We start from the raw sequence: 24,569 nt of genomic DNA, 5'->3' as shown, positions 1-24,569 counted from the left end.
CTATTCTTTTACCAGTACCAGGTCCTGCTGTTGCACCTTGCGGATGTTGTTCAGCATTTGTCCGAATATGTTTTTATTTTCTCCGTAAAAGTCCATTTGCCGGTACCACTCAACGATAAAGATATGTAGCACGTTGCCTTCCTGTTCGCAGCGCATTTTATAACCCAATGCTGGTTGTGGTCCTTTATCGCTGATATCTGCCGAAAAATCCCCTTTGTTAGCTACTTTATAACCTGCCGGAATAGGTATGTTGATTCTTTTTTCCTGGTAATAAGGAAAAGACATCTGTATGGGTAATGTACCTGCCGGCAATGGTATATCTGCAGACAAGGTGCCCCCCAGCAGTTGACCAATATGGATATTGATCTCTGTATTTTTATTTTCTATGAGAGATGGTGTATTCAGTGTACTGTTCAGCACCATCGGTTTATCCTGCGTGCGGTTATCGAATAGCGCATTTTCTGTTGCCACTGCTGTTGGTTTTCTCACGCCTGGTTCAAAAGGTAAGAGGGCATTGTATATTTTGAACTTTCCTTCTGTGGTTTGGCCGGTGATAGCAAAGGCAGATTTAATATTTGCACCCGGATAGCCGCCAAAAGATTGCTTCACCTCCCAGGCCGGGTCCGTGATTGATTTGAGGGTGGCCTCTATGGAAATATTACTAACGGTATAAGGTGTTACCGGGGTAGTGATGAAGTCCGTCAGTACTTTGCTTTCCTGGCCAATAAGGGTATCGCGGCAGCGCAGGGCAGGTATGCCAGCCCATAATGCCGGATAGCAGGGAAAGCGCGTATCCATCTCCGATGGCGCCAGCGCCTGCTGTGCTGTAGGGAAATACAGTAATATATTTTTGGCCAGCTGTCTGTTGACCAGCTGACTGTCCAGCAACAGGCTATCACGGGAAGAGGTGAACAGCACTTGTGTGGGGATATTCAGCATGTAATAGACGGCATTCAACAGGCGGGCCATGCCCACCTTTTCTGCGCGTCTGGTACGGATAATGGAAATAAGATCCATTGTTTCGCCGGTTTCAGATGGTGGGGTGAGTTCAAAATTTGTTTTTACAAATTGTTCTACCAGGTAAATCATCTGTGTGGTAGGCATCCGTTGTTTCGTGAACGGCCATTTCTGCAGTTCTTTTTCCAGTTGTTTGTATTCCGCTTTGGATACGGCTACCAGGGGAACATAACCTTCTTCGCCGAATTGTTGCCAGCGGATGCGGGTAGTATCTTTTCCTTCTATCGCCTCATGCAGCGCAAAGTCAATACGCTTGAGCTGTGGAAGGTAATAATACAGGTCGCTGTTTTTAAGCTCCGGCACATTTTGCATATTTAGCTGATAATAGCGGTTATTACCGGCTATGCTGTCGCTGAGGGCAGGTACACCTGAACTGGTTTTAAACCGGAATTCCAACTCTTTAGGAGCCACCAGGGTAAAGCTTACATGATTGCTGGGAATAGGTGATTGCAGATATTCCGAGCTTGCATAATCGTACGCTACTTTCAGGCTCAGTTCATATTCCAGTTCTGCGCCTGGCTGCAGTACGAGGTTGTTGACTACAAGGGCCTTGCGGTTATCATTCAGTACAATCATCCTGATCTTGTCATTGAGATCGGTGGCTTCTCCGTTGGGAGCGAGCATCCGCAGGCGCATCCCGCGCAGCACTTCGTTGATCTCTAACGTCATGATCAGTTGGGTCAAACTATCGGCAGCGGGTTGTGTATTGACTTTTACGTTTTTATAAATCGTTTTGTAGTGCGACCAGTTGTTGGCTTTGTCCTGCTTGCTCACATTGAAATCTCTTACCAGACGGTAATCGAGAATCGTATAAGGATGATCTGTGGAAGTGACCGTATGCAGCAGCGGCTTTTCTTTCCATATTTCAGGGAAATAACTGTTTACCTGTGCCTGTATAGAACAGGGAAACATTGCAATACCTGCAACAGCCAGAAGAAGGACCCATTTTTTCATACGCGCTAAAGATAAGACTGAATTTTCGGATTTTCATGAAGCGCCCATGCTTTGAATGGCGTCAGATTCAAAGATACTGACGCCGGTATCAGCGTGCTTTATGGCGGCTATCATGGCATTGGCAACGGTTGCTGCTTTAATCCCCCGGTATTTTTTCCATCTCCCCTGTAATAAAAAATAAAAGAGCTGGATAAGATATTTTCCTATCCATTCGCCTAACCTGAATTCTTTCCGGGAGCCAATTAATACGGAAGGCCTGAAAATATATACGCCCCGGAAGCCAAAGGATTGAACGGCTTCTTCTGTTTCGCCTTTGGTACGTAAATAAAAGTTGCGGGCATGTGGATCTGCACCAATGGACGACATAAGGGCAAACTGTGATACGCCTTGTTCATGCGCTATCCTGGCACATTTTACAGGAATGCCATAGTCCACTTCTCTGAATTTTTCCTGGGTACCGGCTTTTTTAATGGTAGTACCGATACAGCAAAAAAGCACATCGCCCTGCAGTGCGGATGCCAGGCTTTCTGCATCATCAAAATCTACGATAACACTTTCCAGGCGGGGCCTGGCGTGCGCCCATGGCTGCCGGATCAGTATTTTCACTTTACTGAAGGCAGGATCCTGCAGCAGCGCTGCCACAAGATGTGTTCCAGTTAGCCCTGTTGCGCCTATGACAATCGCAGTTTTATTCATGAAAATGGATTATGAGATGTAGAAATTTCTAAGTGATTTGCGGTTATCTTTGCTGACCATAAATTTAGGTTATTATGCAGGTATCAGAAAATGTTCTGCTCAAATCATATAATACTTTTGGCATTGACGCTGTTGCGCGTTATTTCGCGTCTTTTTCGACTGTAGAAGAACTGCTGGAAGTTACCGAACAACAACAGTTGCCTCAAATGATCCTGGGTGGCGGGAGTAATATCCTGTTTACACAGGACTTTAACGGCTGGCTGCTGAAAAATGAAATTAAAGGAATATCCGTAGTGAAAGAAGATAACGATTACGTATATGTGAAAGCAGGAGCAGGGGAAAACTGGCATCAGTTTGTACAGCATTGTATCAGCCTGAATCTGGCCGGCCTGGAAAATCTGTCGCTGATACCCGGCAATGTAGGAGCCAGTCCTATGCAGAACATTGGCGCCTATGGCGTGGAAATAAAAGACGTGTTTCATGAGCTGGAAGCCTTACACCTGAAAGACAGGAGCATCGTTACCTTCAACAATGCAGATTGCCATTTCGGTTACCGGGAAAGTATTTTCAAAAAAGAATACCGGCAGCAGTTTGCCATCTTATCCGTTACTTATCGTTTAAGTAAACAGCCGCATTTCAATACCAGCTATGGTGCTATCAATGAAGAACTACAACGGATGAATGTATCCGATCTTTCTATACAGGCTATCAGCCAGGCGGTGATTAACATCCGCTCTTCAAAACTGCCTGACCCTGCAAAGATTGGTAATGCCGGCAGCTTCTTTAAAAATCCTACTATCAGCAAAGAACAGTATACCGCGCTGCATGCTGCTTTCCCACAGCTGGTGGCGTATCCTGTAGCTGATGAACAGTTCAAACTGGCAGCAGGCTGGCTGATAGAGCAATGTGGCTGGAAAGGTTATCGTAAGGGCGATGCCGGTGTACACGCAAAACAGGCCCTGGTACTGGTGAATTATGGCCATGCCAAGGGCAACGAAATATATGATTTATCTCAGCAGGTACTGGATAGTGTGGAAGAGAAATTCGGGGTGCTGCTGGAGAGAGAAGTGAATATATGCTGAAAGAGCTTTTAGCTGTTAGCTTTTAGCTTTTAGCAAAATGCAGCAGAGATAAACATATAAATTATGTTCTCTGCTGCATTTTGCTAAAAGCTAAAAGCTAAAAACTAACAGCTACTTTTAATATTTGCGATAATTTTTCCTGCATGCTCTCTTGAATTTTCAATGAACCACACATGTGTGTTCATCCCGCCACAAACCACACCAGCAAGGTAAATACGGGGCATATTTGTTTCCATGGTGATAGGATTGTATGCCGGCATTTTTATGTTGTCGTCAGATAAAGCAATACCTGCTTTTTCCAGCAAGTGGAAGTTCGGTTGATAGCCGGTCATCGCAATCACAAAATCATTCGGAATGGTGATGGTGCCATCGGGAGTTACAATATCAACTTCGCGTTCCCGGATAGCCTGTAAGGAGGAATAAAAATATGCTTTAATAGATCCTTCTTTAATACGGTTTTCAATATCCGGTTTCACCCAGTATTTTACCCGGGAACCGATGCCAGACTGCTTTATCACCATGGTTACGCGGGCGCCTTTGCGATAGGTTTCCAGTGCGGCATCCACAGCAGAATTAGCCGCACCTATCACTACTACATCCTGTGTGGCGTAAAAGTGAGGGTCTTTGTAGTAATGGGTGACTTTAGGTAAATTTTCACCGGGGATCTGCATCAGATTCGGGATATCATAAAAGCCGGTAGCGATCACTACGTGCCGGGCATGATAAGTAGCTTTGCTGGTGGTAATCGTATATTCGCCGGCGTTAGGTGTTACCTGTTCCACTTCTTCAAACAACCTTATATTCAGTTGATGAGAAGTAGCTACTCTACGATAATATTCCAATGCTTCCGGCCTGGTAGGCTTGGGATTGATGGATACAAAAGGTACATTCCCGATTTCCAGTCTTTCTGAAGTAGAAAAGAAAGTCATGTACAAAGGATAGTTATAGAGAGAATTTGTTACACAGCCTTTTTCTATGATAATATAGTTAAGTCCGGCTCTCTTGGCTTCCAGTGCGCAGGCGAGACCAATGGGGCCTCCACCTATAATCAGCACATCAAACGCAGCATTCATACAATCAGTTTTTTATAGCGCCGCCATATAATCCAGCAGGCGATACATGATATCATTATTTTGTGTCAGCAGGTTTTCGTGCTGATGTATTTTTTCTTCACTTTGAATAAAGGAACCACCGGCAGCGATAGTAGCAGCACCAAAAGTCAGCATCTCCTGCAAGCTTTCCCGGGTGAGTTCCATATGAAATTGTAAGCCAATTACACGGTCACCGTAAATGAATGCCTGGTGGCTGCAGGCTGCGGAGGCTGCAAAGCGGGTAGCGCCGGCAGGAACATCGAAGGTATCGCCATGAAAATGAAAAGTGTTGAAATGGGCTGGTAGTACAGCCTGTAGTGGTGCTGCCTTATCCTGGAAGCTGAGATCCAGCGGATACCAGCCGATTTCAGTTTGCGTATGTGGATATACGTTAGCTCCAAGTGCAGTAGCTACCAACTGTGCCCCCAGGCATATACCGAGTACTTTTTTATTTTGCTGAATAGCCTCAAGGATGAGGGCTATTTCGCTGGACATCCAGGCATACTGATCCTGTTCATATACACCCATGGGACCTCCCATGATAATGAGCCATTCAGCGTTGGCCAGTGCAGTGGCGTCTGTATTTTCGTACCAGCGGGTATGAGTGACGGTATGGTTTCCTTTAGCCGCCCAGTCAGCAATGCAGCTTAATCCCTCAAAAGGCACATGTTGAAAGTAGTGAATATGCATATGCGGATTGGTAAAAAATGATTTACCGAAGATACGCCTGCTATTTCACTTCTACTCTTATTACCCTGAAATATTCATAGCCTTTCATTTGCTTACTCTTCTCTCCGAAGTATTGTGCGCGGTAGTCTGCGGCACCACCATCATAACGGACTTTCATATCGTGCGCATCAAGATAGGCATGGAGTTCGGCCGGACACATGCCGAAATCCCAGTCTTCACCGGCGCGACGGAGTAACCGGTTTACCTTTTCAAAACCATAAAATGCTTTCGGATTTTCCAGCACTGCTTTTTCTATATAGGTAAAGATGGCTTGTGTGCCGGGACTGAATTTTCTGATATGATGAAAGATCGCTTCTCCCTGTTTGGCTTCCATAGTGGAGGTGAGTCCTTCCCAGAGAAATAATGTTTTATAATGCTGGCGATAGAATAGCTGAGGAATGACTTCTGAAATCTGTTGGGTGTTCATATTCAGTTGTACGTAATCTACCGGTACATTGGGTAATCCTTTCAATGAGGCCAGCATGGTACGTTTGCGATGTTGAAGATCCGGATGGTCCATTTCCACATAATGCAGTGGTAAGCCTACCTTTAAGCGATGTGCTCTGGTATCATATGTGGCATGCAGAATAATGACCTGGTTCACACCTTCATTTCTGACTGCATCCACGATCATGTCGTCAATTAATTTTGTTCTGGCTACTGCGGCGGTGAAAGTACCGGGCCAGTGAAATTGTATACATGCGGTGATGATATTGCGGAACAGCGAAATGCTGCAACAGGCCAGTAAAAGCTGGTAGAATTTGGACAGGAATACAGCGGCGAACGGATCATGAAGCAATCGTTCTTTTTCCGGTTTGGTACTCTCAATGGCACGGAATGCAGCCATATAGGTGCCCGATTTGGTGGCGGGAGACCGGCTCATGAATTACGTGTAGTCATATTTGTTATTGGATCTGGTTACCTGGTTATTTCGGTTGCGTCTCTTGAACTATAATCAAATATATGTAAAAATGAGAATTAGATTATCATGGGATTTTCCCCGGTAGCTTACACCAGGGCGCAAATGGCTATCAGTGTAGCAGTGCTGATAAATACCCATAATAAAACCCCTTGCAGTAAAGGTTTCCGTCCAATACCCCGTAATGATTCTCTGTTGAGATTGGTACCTATCAGGAACAGGGTGAGTGATAAACCTGTTTTGGCGCTTTGCACCATAAATGGTCCTGTTTGTCGTACAAACGGCACCCAGGTATTGAGTAGCATAGCGATTACAAAAATGGCGATGAACCAGGGGATTTTTATTTTACTGCCGGCTGTTTTGAAAAGCAGGGTGGTGATAAATGCTACAGGAATAATCCAGAGGGCGCGTGACAGTTTTACGGTGGTGGCTATTTGCAGGGCGTCCTCGCCGTATTTGTTGGCAGCGCCTATAACAGAGCTGGTATCGTGAATAGCGATGGCGCACCACAATCCAAATTGTTGCTGGGATAAATTCAGCAGGTGACCTACCGCAGGGAATATAAACAGTGCCAGGGCATTGAGTAAAAAGATGATGCCCAGTGCAACGGAAATTTGTTTTTCTCCGGCTTTCATCACCGGTGCGATAGCCGCGATGGCGCTACCACCGCAGATGGCGGTACCACAGGAAATCAGGTGGGCTGTTTTTTTATCAACGCCCAGCAGTTTCCCTAAAATAGCCCCGGTGATCAGTGTGGCAGCAATGGCGGTGATGGTAAACACCAAACCTTCTCTGCCTGCTTTCAGTGCGCTGTGTACGTTCATGCCAAATCCCATTCCGATAATGGAGAGCTGCAGCAGCCAGTGGGTGATGCGTGGTGTGGCCACCGGGAATGGATTGCCGGTAGTTTGTGCCAGGGCAAAGCCCAGGAGCAGTGCTACCGGCGGTTGTACGATTGGCAGCAGCGTAATGGCTGCTGCGGTGAGGAATATTATTTTAGCCGTGTTGTGAGTTAACCAGGCGCCTGCTATCTTCTGTTGTTGCATACACGAACATTTGTAATGAAACACAAAGGTCCGTATCTGCAGTACCGAAGTCAAATGCTGATAAGTGATAGCTGATAACTAAAAGTTATGATCTTAATCAACAGAGAGAATGAACTTGTTAAACTTTCCTGCGAAATCTTCCTTCAGCATTTTATCAATGCCATTGAGATAGTTCACGGTAAAGCCGCGTTGCAGGCGGCGGGCGGTACTGCCATCCAGTTGCAGCGGGCGGGAGTGTAGTATGCCTATAAGTTGTTTGCCCTGGAAAACAAGGGCCAGGCGATACAATGGGCTGGGGTCATCTATACCGCTTTCATAGTTGAAATACAGCGTATAAGGTTTAAGTGCTGTTTCTTCTTCCAGTTTAAAATTACGGATGAAAGGCTGCATATCATCTGTACTGCGGCCGGCGTGTTGTTTCAGGTAGCTGGTGAGCGCGGTTTCTATAATAGAGCCATTCCGGATATTTTTCTTTTCCGTGTAGCCATTAATGGTAGCCCACATTTTTTCGCCATTGGTAGATACCGGTAATTTCATATCCCGCTGCAATACACCGGCGGTTACGCCGTTGACTTTTATTTTGCGGCCTTTTGTGAACAGTGGTTTGCTGAATTCTTCCTTTGTAATATCAAAATCCACGCTAACGGGGTACCAGTCTTTTTTTACGGGGGCACAGCGCAGGGGGATATAGTCCAGCAGCGATACCATTGGTTCGCCATCGGGATTATTGTATATCGTAGCGCCTCCGCTGATTCTTTCGCTGATGATAGGTGCAACGGCACCTGCTATTTTAGGGGTGTTGCCTTTCTTAGTGCTGTTCCTGGTAGTAGTGGTTCCTTCTTCGTTATCGTATTTGCTTTTGTTTTTCAGATCGCACGATACTAGTAATACTGCCAATGCGAGGCAGGACAAGTGTTTGTTGAGATGCATATGGTAAAATTACTGTTTAATGGGGATGGAAGGGACTCCGGCTTCCATCTGTGCTGCATCCGCACAAAGATTGGGCCTAGAATTCGGCGTATATAACGGTATCGGCTAATTGAAGGCGATGAATTTGTTTCATCGTGGAAAACGGGTCCAGGGGAGACCAGTCGGATGAGGTGTAGAGTTGTATTTTTTTACCACGTAATTGTTGTTCCAGTGCATTTAATGTGATGCCGGTATTGGATTTACGGGAGATGTAATAAATTTTTGGATCGTTTTTCAGGTGAACCATGATCCCGGGAGGGCCATTTTTCACTTCCTGTACAATACCACTGGTGGGTACACAATTCTTTTTATTTGCCTTGTGGGCAGAGGGAATACCGGAAATGAGCAATACCAGTATTAAAGCGGCTACCAGCAACAATGCTGCGATGCCTTTTTTGTTGGCTTGTTTATTCATGATCCGTTGGCGTAAGTCAGGTTAGGTACAGTTATTTCAATTTACGAAATATAAAAATAAAAATGGAAGTAGCAAAAGTAAATTATGGCTGGCGATGACTGCACTGCTTTCGCAGTAGCGCTAAAAAAAGAGGGTGTCTGATGAGAGACACCCTGCTATATAAGATCTTATTTTTCTTTTTTTCCGTTGGCGTCGGCTTCTTCTTCCCAATCATCATTGTCGTCCCAGTCATCCTCCTCATCTTCCCAGTCTTCTTCCTCTTCTTCAATCAGAAGGCTTTGTTCTGAGCCGGGTTCTATGTCGTTATCGCGCCAGTAGGCTACAATTTCATCTGCTTTCTTTTGCACGGGGGCAAAGTCGGAGATGTTGCTGCCTTCAAATGCTATTTCCACATCGGGCATTCCTTTGATTGTATTGAAACAATCCTGCAGGAGGGAGATGTTCACCGGTGCATTGCGCAGTGCGCTGTATGACAGCCGGATGGCATCGAATGGGCCGCTGTTGTGAAATACTTCTTCCCCGTTGAGCATGGGAAAAAGCCATACCAGCACGTCGTCACCGGTATCTTCGCTATTGAGGATACCGAAAAAATCATCGAGTTGTTCAAAACCCAATGGCGCCAGTTGTGCAAAAAATTTGTTCCTGGGCGGAAATTTAGGATGCTCTTCTCCTGTAATTAAGAATAATTCACCGAATCTTGGCTTCTCTTTGGCAAACCTAAAGTCAATGAGGATATCGTTTTCCATTGATGGCTATTCTGTTTTCTACTGTAATTTAATAGTTTAATCGGAAGGTGTTGAAAAAAAATTCTACTGGATAACGGCTGCCGCAATTCTCCGGTAGGCATGCAGGTATTTGTTGAGGCGGGCAATATCGTGCTCTTTTACGTCTGTCATACGCCTGATATCCATATTATCTGTCAGGTCATTGAGTTTGACCATGCAGGCGAGGCGGTTCTGAAGGGTCCGGTCTACAAAATGGTCATAGTCTTCGTCTTCTTCCAGTTTGGTCACGCAATAAAGGGCTGCCAGCAGGTGTGGGGGCAGTCCTTCCTGCTCCAATGCTTCAAAGGTCCAGTCGGTGTCTTCCACTACATCATGTAATACACCTACTATTTTCTCGTCCTCGGTACGGCCCAGTTGCATTACCCGGAATACATGCCCTATATAGGGCTGTCCGTATTTGTCTACCTGGTCTTTATGGGCCTCCGTGGCTATTTCTATTGCTCTGGTCAGATTCATATTAAAAAATTCAGGGATTTTCTCCTGCCTGGTTTTAGCCGGTAGCAGTAGAAAATCCCTAAATTAAAACTTATTTACATAAAATGATAACGTACGAATGCTTCCATCGCGGCATATTTCTGTAAGCCTAAACGGTCGTAGAGATCAGCGGTGTTAGCGTTACGGTCTTCTGCACGTTGCCAGAATTCACGCAGATCGGTACCCTGGAAAGGCACCACATCTTTCTGACTCTGGTGGATGAAGATACCGAGGCGTTTCTGCATTACCTGGTCAGGGCTCATTGGAACAGCCATTTCAATTTCATGAATTTCCCATTCCTGCCATGCGCCTTTATACAGCCATACCCAGCAATCTTTCGCCCAGTCTTCTGATTTTACGATGTCGAGTGCAGCGAAAATAATGTCGAGGCATACCTTGTGGGTACCATGTGGATCGGCGAGGTCACCAGCACAGAAGATCTGCTGTGGTTTCAGTTTGCGGAGCAGTTCTACTGTCAGGGCAACATCTTCAGGCCCCATTGGTTTCTTTTCCACCAGACCGGTTTCATAGAAAGGCAGGTTCATGAAGTGAGCATTGTCTTCCACGCCTACGTAACGGCAGGTAGCTTTTGCTTCGCAACGACGGATCAGCCCTTTAATAGCGCGGATTTCCGGTGTATCTTTCTGGCTTGGTTTCTTGGTGCGGATAAATGCTTTCGCTTCATCCAGGATCAGGGAGCTTTTGCTCTTGTCGATGTCGAACATACCTTCAAACCCTACTGCGAAGTCAATAAAGCGCAGGAGGAATTCATCTGTTACGGCAATGTTGCCGGAAGTCTGGTAAGCTACGTGTACATCATGACCCTGTTCGTGCAGGCGGATAAAAGTACCACCCATAGAGATGATATCGTCATCAGGATGGGGAGAGAAGATCAGTGCACGTTTTTTAGCGGGTTCAGAACGTTCCGGATGCGCCGGTAACTGCGGACCAGGTTTACCACCAGGCCAGCCGGTAATGGTATCGCGGATAGCGTTGAACTCTTCAATATTCAGCTCATAGGCAGAACCATATTGTACGATCAGGTCGTTCAAACCATTTTCGTTATAGTCCTTATCGGTGAGCATCAGGATAGGCTTATTCAGTTTCAGTGCCAGGCTGGTTACTGCCTTGCGGATCAGACCGGGAGTCCATTCGCAATCGCCGGTAAGCCATGGCTCATTGAAACGGGTGAGTTCCGCTGCTGCCTGTTCATCAATGATGAATTTACAGTTCGGATGCTGTTGCAGCAGGGAAGCAGGTACCTGGTCGGTACTGTGACCTTCCACAGAGCGGCGTACTATTTTGGATTTATGGGAACCCCATGCCATCAGCAAAATGCGTTTTGCCTTGAAGATGGTGCTCAGACCCATGGTGATCGCCAAACGAGGCACCTGGCTCATATTAGGGAACTCGTAGGCATTGGCCAAACGGGTGCTGTTGTCCAGTGTAACGAGACGGGTATGTGAATTCATATTGGCACCTGGCTCGTTGAAACCAATATGGCCGTTGTTACCAATACCCAATACCTGGATATCAATACCACCTAACGATTCAATGCGCTTATCGTATTCTTCACAATATTTTTTGATCTGATCTTTCGGAATCGTGCCATCCGGAATAAAGTATTGTCCTTCCGGGATATCGATGTGATTGAACAGGTGCTCTTTCATAAAGCGGTTGTAGCTCTGTAAAGCATCCGGCTCTATTGGATAGTATTCATCCAGGTTAAATGTTATTACATTTTTGAAGCTCAACCCTTCTTCTTTGTGCAAACGTACCAGTTCTGCATAGAGATATTTAGGAGTGGACCCTGTTGCCAATCCTAAGATACATTTTTGACCGGCAGCCTGTCTTTCGCGGATTAACGCGGCAATTTCCTGCGCCACTGCTTTGGAACCCTCTTTGGCAGAAGGATGTATTTCCACAGCAATTTGTTCAAAGCTGTCGATCAGTTCGATTTCCTGATGATTAATCGTCATTTGTAAACGTTTTTGATTAGATGCGGTTTAAAAACGAGCCGGAAAATTAAAGAAATTACTGCTAATGCGCATTATTATTTAGCAAAATTTAAATTATATTTCTTTAGCTTGTAGTGAACCATTTAATATTTGATCTCGTTAATATGTTTAGCATACAGCGGTTGAAGGCCGTATCACATATTTTGGTGTAGGAGTCATAAGATGAAAACCGTTCGCGCAATTGCACGGACGGTTTTCTGATTTTTAGTCAATTATGAACTCATCAGCAAACAACCATGCGGGGCTGCCTGCTCCTGCTGCACCAGCAGGGATCTTACCAAAGTTCTGCATCTGCACTTTTACAAAACGACCACGTACCTGTTGCAGTTTGCCACGTACTTTGTTAATGCCTTGTTGCGCAAAGGCGGTTTGTTTGTATACTTCTTTATAAGTCTTGCCATCATCAGATACAGAAAATACCACCTGTTTGGGCGGATAAATCCAGTCTCCTTTAGCATTGATAGTATTGATACCTACCAGTTGAATTGCCTGGATACTATCCAGTTCTACCACTGCTTCCATATTGCTGCCTTTGAAACCAAACCACTCGCCATCATCATAGCTGGCATTGCCTTCCAGGCCATTTACCAGTGTAAACGTGCTGGCAGGACTATGACTTTTATCTGCTGCGGATGCCAGGGTTACTTTTTTAGCCATCCCTTTGTGAAAGATGAACGTCTGGCTAAATTCGTTGCCAAAAGGTTTGCCATCCAAAAACACCTGCGCGCGGATAGTGCCTGCATGGCTGATTTGTATCGCTTGCGTATAAGGAGTCGCCTGAGGGGTAGGGGCAGTACTATCGGTAGTGAAAAATATTTTACCACCATCCAGCTTACTGGCCAATATCACCTGCACACCACCTTTACCATTGTCGGCTACAGTACCGGTTACTTCAAATACATGTTTGGCATAATTCACTTTTTTCAGGTCGAGTCGTTTTACATGAACTTTCAGCCTGTCAATGAAGTTGTCGTAATTACGTTTGTCCTTCGGAGACCACAATACTTCTGATAATGCAGACGCACGCGGATATACCATGTATTCCATGTAGTCGTTATTGCCAATATATTCTGACCAGAGATTGGCTTGCGCCCCTTTAATATATTTTGCCTGATCGCTGGTCAGCTCTGTCGGTACGGGCTCATAGGAGTATACTTTGTTTACCGGGAGGAATCCACCGATAGCCAGTGGCTCGTTTGGACTTTTTGACTGGTAATGATCAAAGTAGCAGAATTCACCGGGCGTCATGATCACATCATGCTTTTGCTGAGCTGCCGTAATGCCGCCTTCAATACCTCTCCAGCTCATTACAGTGGCATTAGGAGCCAGGCCACCTTCCAGGATTTCATCCCAGCCAATGATCTGACGGCCTTTGCTGTTCAGGTATTTTTCCATACGCTGTATGAAATAGCTTTGCAGCGCATGCTCATCTTTCAGGCCTTCTTTTTTCATGCGGGCCTGGCATTTAGGACATTTTTCCCAACGTACTTTAGGGCATTCATCTCCACCAATGTGAATGTATTTGCTGGGGAACAGTGGTAATACTTCATCCAGTACATCCTGTAAGAACAGGAATGCACTGTCGTTGCCTGCGCAGAACACATCATCATATACGCCCCAATGGGTGCCTACTTCGTATGGTCCGCCGGTGCAACCCAGGTTAGGAAAGGCCGCGAGTGCTGCCAGTGCGTGACCTGGCATTTCAATTTCAGGAATAACGGTTACAAAATGATCAGCAGCATACTGTACCACTTCTTTTACCTGTTCCTGTGTATAATAGCCGCCATAAGGTTTGCCATCGTATTTATTGTCGTCATAACGACCTGCCATGGTTTCCTTCCTTTTGGAAGCAATTTCCTGCAGACGTGGATATTTTTTTATTTCAATACGCCAGCCCTGATCGTCTGTAAGATGCCAGTGAAAGGTATTCATCTTATGCATCGCCAACAGGTCGATGTACTTCTTCACAAATTCTACAGAAAAGAAGTGACGGCTTACATCCAGGTGCAGCCCGCGATAAGCGAAGCGTGGGGCATCGGTGATGCTTACACCCGGTATGTACATGGCATGTGCTTTTTCTACGGGCAGCAACTGGATGAGTGTCTGCACACCATAGAAGGTGCCACTGCTGCTGTTACCGTTGATGCTCACATTATTGTGATCTGCATTCAGCGTATATCCTTCTGCGTTAGTAGTATCATTACCGGTGTGGAGCAGGATGGCATTTTTATCTCCCTGGTCTTTTATCTCCAGTTCATACCCGGTCAGTTCTTTCAGCCACGCATTAAATAAGGCTGCTGTTTTTTTGTCGCTTTCATTGGTAGCAACGATGACTGTTTGCTTATCCAGCAAAAAAGAATCTGCTTTTTCGCTGATGCTGGCGGGCATAGGAATGATGCTCACCTTACCTTTCGGAGCAGTGGTCTGTTGGGAGCCGGAACAACTCCACAGTCCTGTTGCCGCTGTTAGTAAGCACAGGTGAAATACTCTTTTCATTGTCATATAATGGATTGTTTTTTTTAGCTGTTAATATTTCACAGGTGGTGGTAAAACAACTACCTGTGAAAATACTTATTTGATTTCCAGTTCACAGAGCACAGGCCGGTGATCTGATGCTACCGTTTCTTCGATAATGCGGGCACCGGTGATCGTCCATCTGTGTTTCGGAGCTACCATGATATAATCTATTTTTATCCGGGGGGAATCAGAGGGGAAGGTAGGTCCCATCTGGCTGGTGGCATCTGTGAATACCTGTTTGAGTAGGGTGATTTCCTTTGAAGCCGGGAGTGCGTTGAAGTCGCCGGCGATGATAACAGGCGTAGCTGTTTCCCGGAAATAATCTGCCAGCGCATTCGCCTGTGCTATCCTGTCTGTGGCATGTTTACCGGCATCCAGGTGAGTAGTAACGAAGCGCAGGGTGCTATCACCAGGCAATTGTATGGTCACAATACCTGCTGCCCTGGGCTCATTTCCTTTGGAGGAAGGTAATGGCAGGGTAATGCTGTTGCTGATGGGAAACCGGGAAAGAATACCGGTACCATAGCCACCACCATCGAAATCCATGGCTTTAACGAAATAGGTATACATGCCGGTAATGGAAGCCAGTTCTTTTAGTTGATCCGACTGACTGGTCCGGGAAGTGGAGCTATCTACTTCCTGAAGTGCCACCAGGTCAGGGTTGGTTGCCAGAATTACATTGGCAATTCCCTGCAGGTCCAGTGCCTGTTTCATGTTTTCTCCGTGGTGAATGTTGTAGGTCAGTATTTTTACTTTTTGTGTTTGTGCAAAAAGTGTTATACCTGTAAAACATACAACGGTAATTAGCAGCATTTTTTTCATAGCATCATTATTTAGGGATTTGCAGATGCCGGAATGTAGGAATTTGTTAGAGAAGAGCAATTAACCAGGGTAATACCAAATGGTTATCTTTTCTTCCTGAAATCACTTCATCCCGGCACCGCAAAATCATTTAAACGCGTCTTTTACGGGTCTTCCGATCCACACCTGCGGCGTTTTTAATCCGAAGATCCATGCAAGGGTAGCAGCGGTATCGTATGTCATCACACTGCTTTTAATTTCTTTATTTTTTGCAATACCAGGGCCACGGATAATCCATGGAATCTGCATTTCTTCCATGGTTTTGCCACCATGTCCTTTTTTGATACCGCCGTGATCTGCTGTCAGCAGAATAATGGTGTTCTCCCACATGCCTGCATCTTTTACTGCCTGCAATATTTTGCCGAGCAAAATATCATTTTTGTGTACCTGGTCAAAGTAAGGCTGAATATTATGACCTATGTTGTGCCCGGTGCCATCAGGTTCATCAAAATGGATGAACAGGAAGTCCGGCTTCTTTTCTTTGATATAGTCTACAGAAGCTGCCGTAGCGAGACTGTCGTTATCATGACAGGCCAGTTGTTTGTTGACTGCCGCTTTTGGAAACAGATAGCCGATACCGTCCCAACTGTAGATAACGCCAATTTCAGCTTTTGGTTTTTGTTCACGGAGCAGGGTGTAGATAGAAGGGAACATGCCGTACTGGTCGAGTTCACGAGAAGGCAGTTCTGGTTTTTTGCTATCCCACTCTGTATATCCGTGTATTTCAGGGCCTGCGCCCATCACCATGGAAGCCCAGTTAACCGCACTGGAAGAGGGCAATACACTGCGGGCTTGTAAGGTCCACGCACCGTCCTGCATCATTTGTTTCATGTTAGGATTATCCACTTTCGGAAAACAGTACGCACCGAAGCCATCCATGCCTATCAGGATAACGTGTTTAACCCCTTTGATCTGTGCCTGCGCGAAGAATCCGCCAAGCAACAGACTTGTTGCAATGATCAGTTTTTTCATTTCGTTGTTCACTTTTAAAGCAGTTAGTAATTGGCTAACGCTTTTTAAATTTTGATAATGGGCTTTAAATAGCACCTTTAGCTAAACGTTAACGGCTAAGATAGTAATGTTTTCTCGCCTATTTCACGGATTAATTCGACTTCTTTTTGTTGTGTGGCGGAGATGCCATATTCAGGAACGCCGGGAATGCCGCCCATGCTCACATTGGGATTGCGATATACCATTTTACTTTCTTCATAGGCTTTGGCAGATGTATGATATTCTGTTACACCTGTAGTCGTGATCAGTTGTGCGATGTTGCTGGCACGCACACCAGATCCTGCCATGATGGCGATCCGGTCATCGGCCCTTTCTACAAGATCTTTCAGCAGTGAAGCTCCTTCTATGGCGGTGTTGCGGGCGCCAGAGGTAAGGATTCGTTCACAGCCGATGGCAATAATATCTTCCAGCGCTTCAAAAGGATTATCTGTCATATCAAATGCGCGGTGAAACGTAACGCCCATCGGCCATGCCAGAGAAGTTAGTACTTTGCAGCGTTGTTTATCCACGCGACCCTCCGGGGTGAGAATGCCTATCACTACGCCATTACAGCCCAGTTGTTTGCATAGCTCAATATCTTTTTTCATTACTTCAAACTCCAGGTCGGAGTAGAGAAAGTCGCCACCACGTGGACGTATAATAGGGTAGAGGTCTATTTTTACTTTTTTCCGGGCAATAGCGATTGTAGCATAACTGGGAGTGGTACCACCTTCCAGCAGATTATCACAGAGTTCTATCCGGTTGGCGCCACCTTTTTCTGCGGCAATACAGGAAGCCACAGAAGCGGCGCATATTTCGAGGGTAAATGGCATAAAACAGCTTTTAGCTTTTAGTAATTAGCTTTTAGCTTGCCGGATTAGCTTTTAGCTCTTGGTAAATGATCATCTTCGCTGCATTTACTAAAAGCTAAAAGCTAATGGCTAACAGCTAAAAATGGTGTTTACCATCAATCAAAATATTGCTGGTATCGCTGGTGCACACGGCATAGCTAAAGCCTTTCTGGAGACAGTAAGCACCATGTTCTCCTTTTTTGTTGAGGGCAAGGAAACCTACCTGGATTTCTTTTGCTTTGGAAGGACTCCTCTTCACGATACGATCCACTGCTTCTTTACAGGCTTTTTCCGGTGGATATCCCTGACGCATCAGCTCTACCACGAGGTGGCTGCCGACTATTTTAATCACTTCTTCTCCTACACCGGTGCTGGTAGCCGCGCCTATTTCATTATCTACATATAATCCTGCGCCAATGATGGGAGAATCACCTACGCGGCCATGTAGTTTGAAAGCCATGCCACTGGTAGTACAGGCGCCGGACAGGTTGCCTTCGGCATCCAGGGCTACCATACCAATGGTATCGTGGTTATACACATTACCTGGCAGCATCAGCGGATTAAATGCTGTAGCGCCATTGGTGGGTGTGTATGATTTGTTTTCTATGTTGATGACCGGTTTGTATTCCGATGTTTTCAGCCATTCTTTCCATGCTTTTTCTGATTCCGGTGTCAGCAGGTTTTCTTTCTGAAAACCGTTGGCCAGTGCAAATTGCAGGGCGCCGTCACCTACCAGCATTACATGCGGTGTTTTTTCCATCACCATGCGGGCTACTGAAATGGCATGGGTAACGTGTTCCAGTGCACCTACAGAACCGCAGTTGCCATGTTCATCCATGATGCAGGCATCCAGGGTAACACGTCCATCGCGGTCGGGGTAGCCGGAGTAACCTACCGTGTGGTTGTTGGGATCTGCTTCCGGTACTCTCACACCTGCTTCTACTGCGTCCAGGGCGCGACCGCCTTTTTTCAGTATTTCCCAGGCGGCAGCATTGGCCGCGCGGCCAAAGTCCCAGGTAGATACTACGATGGGCTTTCCTTTCACAGATCCGCGTTTGCCCTGAGAACGTGCAGTCGTTCCCGTTATTCCATCTAAAGAGAAAACAGCGGCGCTAAGGGCCGCTGTTTTCAGGAATGTTCTTCTATTATTCATAAAATAACTTTTAGCAGTTAGCTTTTAGCTGTTAGTTAGAGTGATTAGTTATTAACCTTAAAGTAAATCCAGTTAATCTCCGCTGCATTTACTAACGGCTAAAAGCTAACCGCTAACAGCTATTTAGTCCTTCATTTCCCATGCCAGCGCGCTGGCACCCAGAATCGCGGCATCACTTTCTCTCAGTTCTGAGAACAGCAATTTAACTTTATTCTGGAAAATAGGGAGGAGGTTCTTTTCCATATGCTCCCGCACAGGTTTCATGATGAGGTCACCGGCTTTGGTAAGGCCGCCGAAAAGCACAATAGCTTCCGGGCTGGAGAACATCACGAAATTGGCGAGGGCTTCACCGAGAATTTTACCGGTGAACTCATATACTTCCATGGCCAGCGGATCGCCTTTCATAGCAGCTTCGTAGATGAGTTTGGAATTGATTTCTTCTTTGGAATGTTCCCGCATCATGCTGGGGGTGTCCGGGCGGGTAGCCAGGAACTCCAGTGCAGTATTGGTAACACCGGTAGCGGAAGCATAAGCTTCCAGCGAACCATGTGCACCCGTACCAGAATGATAGCGTCCACCCGGAATCACGATACAGTGGCCCAGTTCACCTGCAAAACCATCATGTCCGTAAATCAGTTGTCCGTTGGCAACAATACCGCTACCTACACCTGTACCCAGGGTAATCACGATAAAGTCTTTCATTCCCCTGGCAGCGCCGTAAATCAGCTCTCCCAGTGCGGCCGCATTGGCATCGTTGGTCAGCACGGTAGGCAAACCAAATTTCTGCTCCAGCAAACTGGCTAAAGGTACTACCCCTTTCCAGCGCAGATTAGGCGCATATTCAATATTGCCGGTGTAGTAGTTGCCGTTAGGCGCACCTACACCGATGCCTTTTATGTTTTCGATACCACCTGCCTGTTCAATGAGGGCAGACAAGTGTTGATGTAATTCATCGAGAAAGCCAGTTACATCTTCATGCTGGTTGGTCAACATACGACCATCACATAAAATATTACCTCTGCGATCTACAATTCCGAATTTGGTGTTTGTGCCTCCAATATCAATGCCCACCGCTAACTGCTGACTCATAATCAATTCCTTGAGATTTTAAAATGGTTTTAACTCTAAATGCGAAGAACGCGAGATAAGCAAAGCACAGCGCCGGAATAACGTAAGAGGCGTGAATACCAATGCTTGGAATATCTGCGAGACCACCCTGAACAGGAGGAATGAGAGATCCACCGAGGATCATCATTATCAGGAATGCAGAACCCTGGCCAGTATACTTGCCCAGACCTGCAATAGATAATGCGAAAATGCTAGGCCACATTACAGAGCAGAATAATCCGCCGCTGATGAATGCAAATGCTGCCAGCTGACCGGTGGAGAATAATCCGATCAGGATAGAACCAACACCCAGCAGACCGAAGATCATCAGGGTTTTGGCAGGTTTATCCTGTCCGGCAAAGAAGCCAATGATCTGCACCACTATACAGATAGCATATGGATATAACACTGTGATGTCGTTGCCTTTAATGCTGTTAGCGCCGAGAATAACACCATAAGCAACAAARGGAACCACTACACAAAGAATATTACGCACTGATTTTGAGACATTGAAAACGCTGATAGCACCTGTCCAGCGACCAATCATCATGCTGCCCCAGAACAGGGAAACATAAGGATCCAGTTCGGATTCAGCCAGGCCTTTTGCGGTCAGGAAACCCGGATGTTTCAGCAATGCGCCGAGGTTACTGGCAACGGATACTTCCACCCCTACATAAATGAAGATAGCCAGCATACCGAGGATCAGCTGTGGATATTTCATGGCGCCCCAGCCTTCACTGTTACCGGCAGATGCCATTTTAGAGTAGAAGAGGATACCGACAATACCTACGATACCAGCGATAAACATAGGCAGTTCAAATTTCAGCACCAGACCCATGAGGATCAGGATGAACATGAAAGTGATACCCAGTAAGGATTTAGTTGCTTTAGGAGAAGACTCGAATGCTTCTGTATCCTGGCTTTCCGGCATTTTTACAAAAGCAAAAATGGCTGCTGCAATGAGGAACAGGGCAATCAGGAGGAAGTATAAAGTATTGATCTTACTGATATCAGTGCTAACATCACCCCCTTTAATATTACCGAACAGCAACATGCTCACGATAATGGGTCCGATAGTAGTACCGAAGGAGTTGATACCACCTGCCAGATTGAGACGGTGTGCGCCTTTGGCAGGGTCTCCCAGCAGAATAGCAAATGGGTTGGCAGCAGTTTGCTGCAGAGAAAATCCTAAGGCTACAATAAATAAGGCCATCAGGATCAGTGCAAAATAACCGAAAGTAACTGTTTGTTTATAGTCAGTATCTAATACTGTAACTACCTTTTCCAGGTTAGCTTTTGTGAAGATAGCCGCATATTGATGGTGCTCTTCATCTTTTGTAAAGCCGCCGGAAACCGCGGAAATTAACTGAGGATTGGTCGTGTACTTTTCAGCAGCATCATTGTTGTTGATTAACAGGGAGTAAGTATCAGGATCTTTCTCACGACGGATTTTCACCTGTCTGTCAGAAGTCTGCAGCTGTTGCTCTACCTGGAAACCGCTGATGTCAGCAATAGTTTCCTTAATAGGAACGATCTTTTCCTTATTTACGCATGGGATCATGATCACTGATCCCAGTACAGAGATCAATAAACCGTAAATAATACCCTTCTTATACCCGATCTTATTAAGGATATCTACTTTCCTTGCAGTAGAGGCCAGGTACAGAATCAGTGAACCTATGAAATAAGCACTGTAGAATGAGAAGTCAATCAGTTGAGACTCCAGTTGGGTAAGGTTAAAGTGAGATTTGCAGAAAGGGATAAAGATACTGTTGGACGCAGCCAAAAATCCCCAGAAAAAGAAAACCAGTATAAGCACGAAGAACGACGGATGGGTGCTTTGTGCGCTTTGTTTAGGTTGCTGAGTCATAAACGTGTTAAGTTACAGTGAAATTTTGCCGGATAAATGTATAAAGAATTTTTTAAAATTTTTTAAAAAGTAAAATTATTCTTGCATTTTAGTATTTAGGTAAAACGTTTTAGCAAAAATATTTGCGAAATATACACGAAATATAGGAGAAGTTTAATTATGTTCGTGCTTATCAAAAAAAATAATTCTGACAGCTTATGTCCAACCAAACAGTAACAATGAATCTCCCTCCTAAACAGGCAGGATACGCGCAGTCAATGGCTATTATAGGCATGTTGTTCTTCGTATTCGGCTTTGTTACCTGGCTCAACGGAACATTGATCCAGTTTTTCAGAATTGTGTGTGAGCTGAATGTGGCACAGGCACTGCTGGTAACCATGGCCTTTTTTATGGCCTATTTCTTCCTCTCTATTCCTTCTTCTTTTATCCTGAATAAAACGGGATTCAAAAACGGGATGGCCTTAGGACTCCTGATCATAGCTGTTGGTTCCCTGATCTTTATTCCTGCTGCCAACGCACGTAGCTTTGGTATTTTCCTGACAGGTTTGTTTGTACAGGGAGCCGGACTGGCCTTGCTGCAAACGGCTTCCAATCCGTACGCCAGTATTATTGGTCCCAAAGAAAGTGCTGCCAAGCGTATCAGTATTCTGGGGATCTGTAACAAAAGTGCGGGTGCACTGGCGCCATTGATCCTGAGCTCTATTGTATTGAAAGGTGCGGAAAAGCTGGAGGCAGATATTGCTGCCGCAGTGGATGCTACTCAGAAAAATGCTTTGCTCGATAGCCTGGCTTCCCGTGTAATCGCTCCTTACCTGGTCATTGCTATTATATTAGCTATTCTGGCGTTCCTGTTGAAACGTTCTTCTTTACCTGAAATAGATACTAATGCGGAAGATGCTTCCACGGCAGCAGCTACCCATGGTAAAACCAGCGTATTCCAGTTCCCTCAGCTGGTGCTGGGCGTGATTTGCATCTTTATGTACGTTGGTGTGGAAGTAATGGCAGGGGATGTGATCGGACAATATGGTACTTCATTGGGTATGAGCGTGGATGACAGCAAATATTTTACTTCTTTTACCCTGGTAGCCATGCTGGTAGGATATGTAATAGGTATTGCCACCATTCCGAAATACCTCAGTGGTAAAAAAGGTCTGCAGATCTCAGCGGTGCTGGGGGTGATATTTACCATAGCGGCCTATTTTAATACCGGCGCTTCTGCGGTAACCTTCATCGCTTTACTTGGACTTGCCAACGCGCTGATGTGGCCGGCCATTTTCCCAATGGCCATTGACGGCCTGGGTCGTTTTACAAAGATCGGCTCTGCCTTACTGGTAATGGGTATTGTGGGCGGCGGCGTATTGCCACAGGTATATGCCGGTATGTTTAACGAACACAGTATGTTTAACTTCCTTTACAGCAGCAGCATCGATTTCAGACATGCGTTCCTGTACTGCATGGTGCCCTGCTACCTGTATATCCTGTTTTATGCCCTGGTAGGAGACAAGATTGGAAAGAAATAATTCCTAATATATCCACTTAAAAAAAGGTTGTGCTGAATTTCAGCACAACCTTTTTTTTATTTCTAAATCATTTTTATATTTTTAGGTGTAAATTTTACGTTTAATTTTCTTTTAATGATACAGAAAACCAGGGAGCAGTTTATCCACTTATTTGAGAAAGAGCCACTGATGGTCGTTTCCCCCGGCAGAATCAATTTGATTGGTGAACACACAGATTATAATGATGGTTTTGTGTTGCCTGCGGCGATCGATAAAAAAATTGTATACGCCATTGCGCTCAACAATACGCAGCAATGTAATGCGCATGCCGTTTTCACCAACGAAACGGTGTCCTTTTCGCTGGCAGACGTTAAGCCTACCCCCGGATGGATCAACTACCTGATGGGCGTAGTGAATCAGCTGCAGGAGCGTGGTTTGCCGGTACAGGGCTTTGACTGTGTGATATCAGGCGATATTCCCGTAGGTGCAGGCATGTCTTCCTCTGCTGCGGTAGAGGGCGGACTGGTAGCGGCACTGGATCACCTCTTTGGCTATGGCCTGGATCGTATGCAGATGGCATTAATAGGTCAGAAGGCGGAGCACACCTTCCCTGGTGTAAAATGTGGTATCATGGACCAGTTTGCGAACCTGCATGGCAAAAAGGACCAGGTAATGCGCCTGGACTGCCGCAGTCTGGAGTTTGAGTATTTCCCGTTCAATTTCCCCGGCTATAAAGTAGTCCTGTGTAATTCTATGGTGCATCACTCGCTGGCCTCTTCCGAATACAATGTACGCCGTCAGCAATGTGAGGAAGGCGTTAAGTCTATTCAGACTAATCACCCTGCCGTTAAGTCGTTGCGGGATGCTGATATGAAGATGTTGAATGAAGTGCGGGATCAGATCTCCGCTAAAGTATATGACCGTTGTAATTACGTGATTGCAGAAATCCAGCGGGTACAGGATGCTACTAGCTTACTGAAGCAAGGCAACCTGCAGCAGTTTGGAGAACTGATGTATGCAACACATGAAGGACTGAGTAAACTCTATGAGGTAAGTGGCCCTGAGCTGGACTTCCTGGTATCTCTTGCCCGTCAGCGGGAAGAAGTAGCCGGCGCCCGCGTAATGGGAGGAGGTTTTGGTGGTTGTACCATCAACCTGGTGAAAGCAGAAAAGGTAACTGAATATGTAGCGTTTATAAAATCCCGGTACCAGGATCAATATGGTAAAGAACCGGAAGTATACGTAACGACCATTGAAGAAGGTGTAACGGTACAGCCATTAGCGGTTAGCTACTAACAGCAGTTAGCTATTAGCAGTTAGCCATTAGCAAAAATGCAGCGGAGATATTAGCGGAAAGTATTTTACTCTCTCCGCTTTTATCTCCGCTGTATTTACTAACAGCAGTTAGCTATTAGCAGTTAGCCATTAGCAAAAATGCAGCGGAGATATTAGCGGAAAGTATTTTACTCTCTCCGCTTTTATCTCCGCTGTATTTACTAACAGCAGTTAGCTATTAGCAGTTAGCC

Annotated in this window: 20 protein-coding genes and 1 pseudogene; 3 read left to right on the top strand and 18 right to left on the bottom strand. The window is 45.6% G+C overall.

Annotation, left to right across the window (positions count from 1 at the left end; translation table 11 throughout):
- Positions 1–1,971 carry a hypothetical protein gene (locus AC1DP6_RS19995; RefSeq protein WP_477056414.1) on the bottom strand — a complete coding sequence of 657 codons (1,971 nt, stop codon included), beginning with the start codon at positions 1,969–1,971 and terminating at the stop codon, positions 1–3.
- 33 nt (positions 1,972–2,004) lie between these two features.
- On the bottom strand, positions 2,005–2,667 hold the full coding sequence (locus tag AC1DP6_RS19990; protein ID WP_477056413.1) for an NAD(P)H-binding protein: 663 nt from the start codon (positions 2,665–2,667) through the stop codon (positions 2,005–2,007).
- Positions 2,668–2,741: 74 nt separating this feature from the next.
- Between AC1DP6_RS19990 and murB the strand changes: the two genes are divergently transcribed.
- Entirely contained in the window at positions 2,742–3,749 is a 1,008-nt protein-coding gene (gene murB, locus AC1DP6_RS19985) for a UDP-N-acetylmuramate dehydrogenase (RefSeq protein ID WP_477056412.1), read from the top strand.
- A gap of 104 nt (positions 3,750–3,853) precedes the next feature.
- Here the strand turns inward: murB and AC1DP6_RS19980 are convergent, their stop codons facing one another.
- The 16 genes and pseudogenes from AC1DP6_RS19980 to AC1DP6_RS19905 all read right to left on the bottom strand — a co-directional run bounded on the left by AC1DP6_RS19980 (position 3,854) and on the right by AC1DP6_RS19905 (position 21,544).
- Positions 3,854–4,822, bottom strand: coding sequence for a YpdA family putative bacillithiol disulfide reductase (locus AC1DP6_RS19980; protein WP_477056411.1), 969 nt, complete (start codon positions 4,820–4,822; stop codon positions 3,854–3,856).
- A 12-nt stretch (positions 4,823–4,834) separates the two neighbouring features.
- Complete coding sequence (locus AC1DP6_RS19975) at positions 4,835–5,530, bottom strand: type 1 glutamine amidotransferase (RefSeq protein ID WP_477056410.1); 696 nt, start codon at positions 5,528–5,530, stop codon at positions 4,835–4,837.
- 40 nt (positions 5,531–5,570) lie between these two features.
- Positions 5,571–6,452, bottom strand: coding sequence for a class I SAM-dependent methyltransferase (locus AC1DP6_RS19970; protein ID WP_477056409.1), 882 nt, complete (start codon positions 6,450–6,452; stop codon positions 5,571–5,573).
- 125 nt (positions 6,453–6,577) lie between these two features.
- Positions 6,578–7,534, bottom strand: a complete 957-nt coding sequence (locus AC1DP6_RS19965) for a YeiH family protein (protein ID WP_477056408.1) — start codon at positions 7,532–7,534, stop codon at positions 6,578–6,580.
- Between the two features lie 93 nt (positions 7,535–7,627).
- On the bottom strand, positions 7,628–8,464 hold the full coding sequence (locus tag AC1DP6_RS19960; protein ID WP_477056407.1) for a hypothetical protein: 837 nt from the start codon (positions 8,462–8,464) through the stop codon (positions 7,628–7,630).
- A gap of 76 nt (positions 8,465–8,540) precedes the next feature.
- Positions 8,541–8,918, bottom strand: coding sequence for a hypothetical protein (locus AC1DP6_RS19955; protein WP_477056406.1), 378 nt, complete (start codon positions 8,916–8,918; stop codon positions 8,541–8,543).
- Positions 8,919–9,085: 167 nt separating this feature from the next.
- Entirely contained in the window at positions 9,086–9,664 is a 579-nt protein-coding gene (locus AC1DP6_RS19950; RefSeq protein ID WP_477056405.1) for a hypothetical protein, read from the bottom strand.
- Between the two features lie 63 nt (positions 9,665–9,727).
- Complete coding sequence (locus AC1DP6_RS19945) at positions 9,728–10,159, bottom strand: phosphohydrolase (RefSeq protein WP_477056404.1); 432 nt, start codon at positions 10,157–10,159, stop codon at positions 9,728–9,730.
- A gap of 74 nt (positions 10,160–10,233) precedes the next feature.
- Positions 10,234–12,162 (bottom strand): annotated as a pseudogene (nagB, locus tag AC1DP6_RS19940) (glucosamine-6-phosphate deaminase); the annotation flags it as partial.
- Between the two features lie 237 nt (positions 12,163–12,399).
- Positions 12,400–14,697, bottom strand: coding sequence for a beta-N-acetylhexosaminidase (locus AC1DP6_RS19935; protein ID WP_477056403.1), 2,298 nt, complete (start codon positions 14,695–14,697; stop codon positions 12,400–12,402).
- 69 nt (positions 14,698–14,766) lie between these two features.
- Positions 14,767–15,534 (bottom strand): endonuclease/exonuclease/phosphatase family protein, encoded by a 768-nt coding sequence (locus AC1DP6_RS19930; protein ID WP_477056402.1) that lies wholly within the window; start codon positions 15,532–15,534, stop codon positions 14,767–14,769.
- Positions 15,535–15,660: 126 nt separating this feature from the next.
- Positions 15,661–16,545 (bottom strand): alkaline phosphatase family protein, encoded by an 885-nt coding sequence (locus AC1DP6_RS19925; protein ID WP_477056401.1) that lies wholly within the window; start codon positions 16,543–16,545, stop codon positions 15,661–15,663.
- Positions 16,546–16,640: 95 nt separating this feature from the next.
- Positions 16,641–17,396 carry a copper homeostasis protein CutC gene (locus tag AC1DP6_RS19920; RefSeq protein WP_477056400.1) on the bottom strand — a complete coding sequence of 252 codons (756 nt, stop codon included), beginning with the start codon at positions 17,394–17,396 and terminating at the stop codon, positions 16,641–16,643.
- A gap of 115 nt (positions 17,397–17,511) precedes the next feature.
- Positions 17,512–18,567 (bottom strand): glycosylasparaginase, encoded by a 1,056-nt coding sequence (locus tag AC1DP6_RS19915; RefSeq protein WP_477026537.1) that lies wholly within the window; start codon positions 18,565–18,567, stop codon positions 17,512–17,514.
- Positions 18,568–18,690: 123 nt separating this feature from the next.
- A complete protein-coding gene (locus AC1DP6_RS19910; protein ID WP_477056399.1) occupies positions 18,691–19,656 on the bottom strand; it encodes an ROK family protein in 966 nt (321 codons plus the stop codon).
- The gene (locus AC1DP6_RS19905; RefSeq protein WP_477056398.1) at positions 19,628–21,544 is read right to left on the bottom strand and encodes an MFS transporter; all 1,917 of its coding nucleotides are present in this window, start codon (positions 21,542–21,544) and stop codon (positions 19,628–19,630) included. The genes AC1DP6_RS19910 and AC1DP6_RS19905 overlap by 29 nt, the downstream gene beginning before the upstream one ends.
- 197 nt (positions 21,545–21,741) lie before the next feature.
- Between AC1DP6_RS19905 and AC1DP6_RS19900 the strand changes: the two genes are divergently transcribed.
- Both AC1DP6_RS19900 and galK read left to right on the top strand, forming a co-directional pair.
- Positions 21,742–23,064: a sugar MFS transporter gene (locus AC1DP6_RS19900; RefSeq protein ID WP_477056397.1), complete on the top strand. Its 1,323-nt coding sequence runs from the start codon at positions 21,742–21,744 to the stop codon at positions 23,062–23,064.
- 114 nt (positions 23,065–23,178) lie between these two features.
- Entirely contained in the window at positions 23,179–24,339 is a 1,161-nt protein-coding gene (gene galK, locus AC1DP6_RS19895; RefSeq protein WP_477056396.1) for a galactokinase, read from the top strand.
- The last annotated feature ends 230 nt before the right edge of the window (positions 24,340–24,569 follow it).

The organism is Chitinophaga sp. 01L420 (genome assembly GCF_056399985.1).
This window is presented reverse-complemented; position numbering and strand designations above follow the sequence as displayed.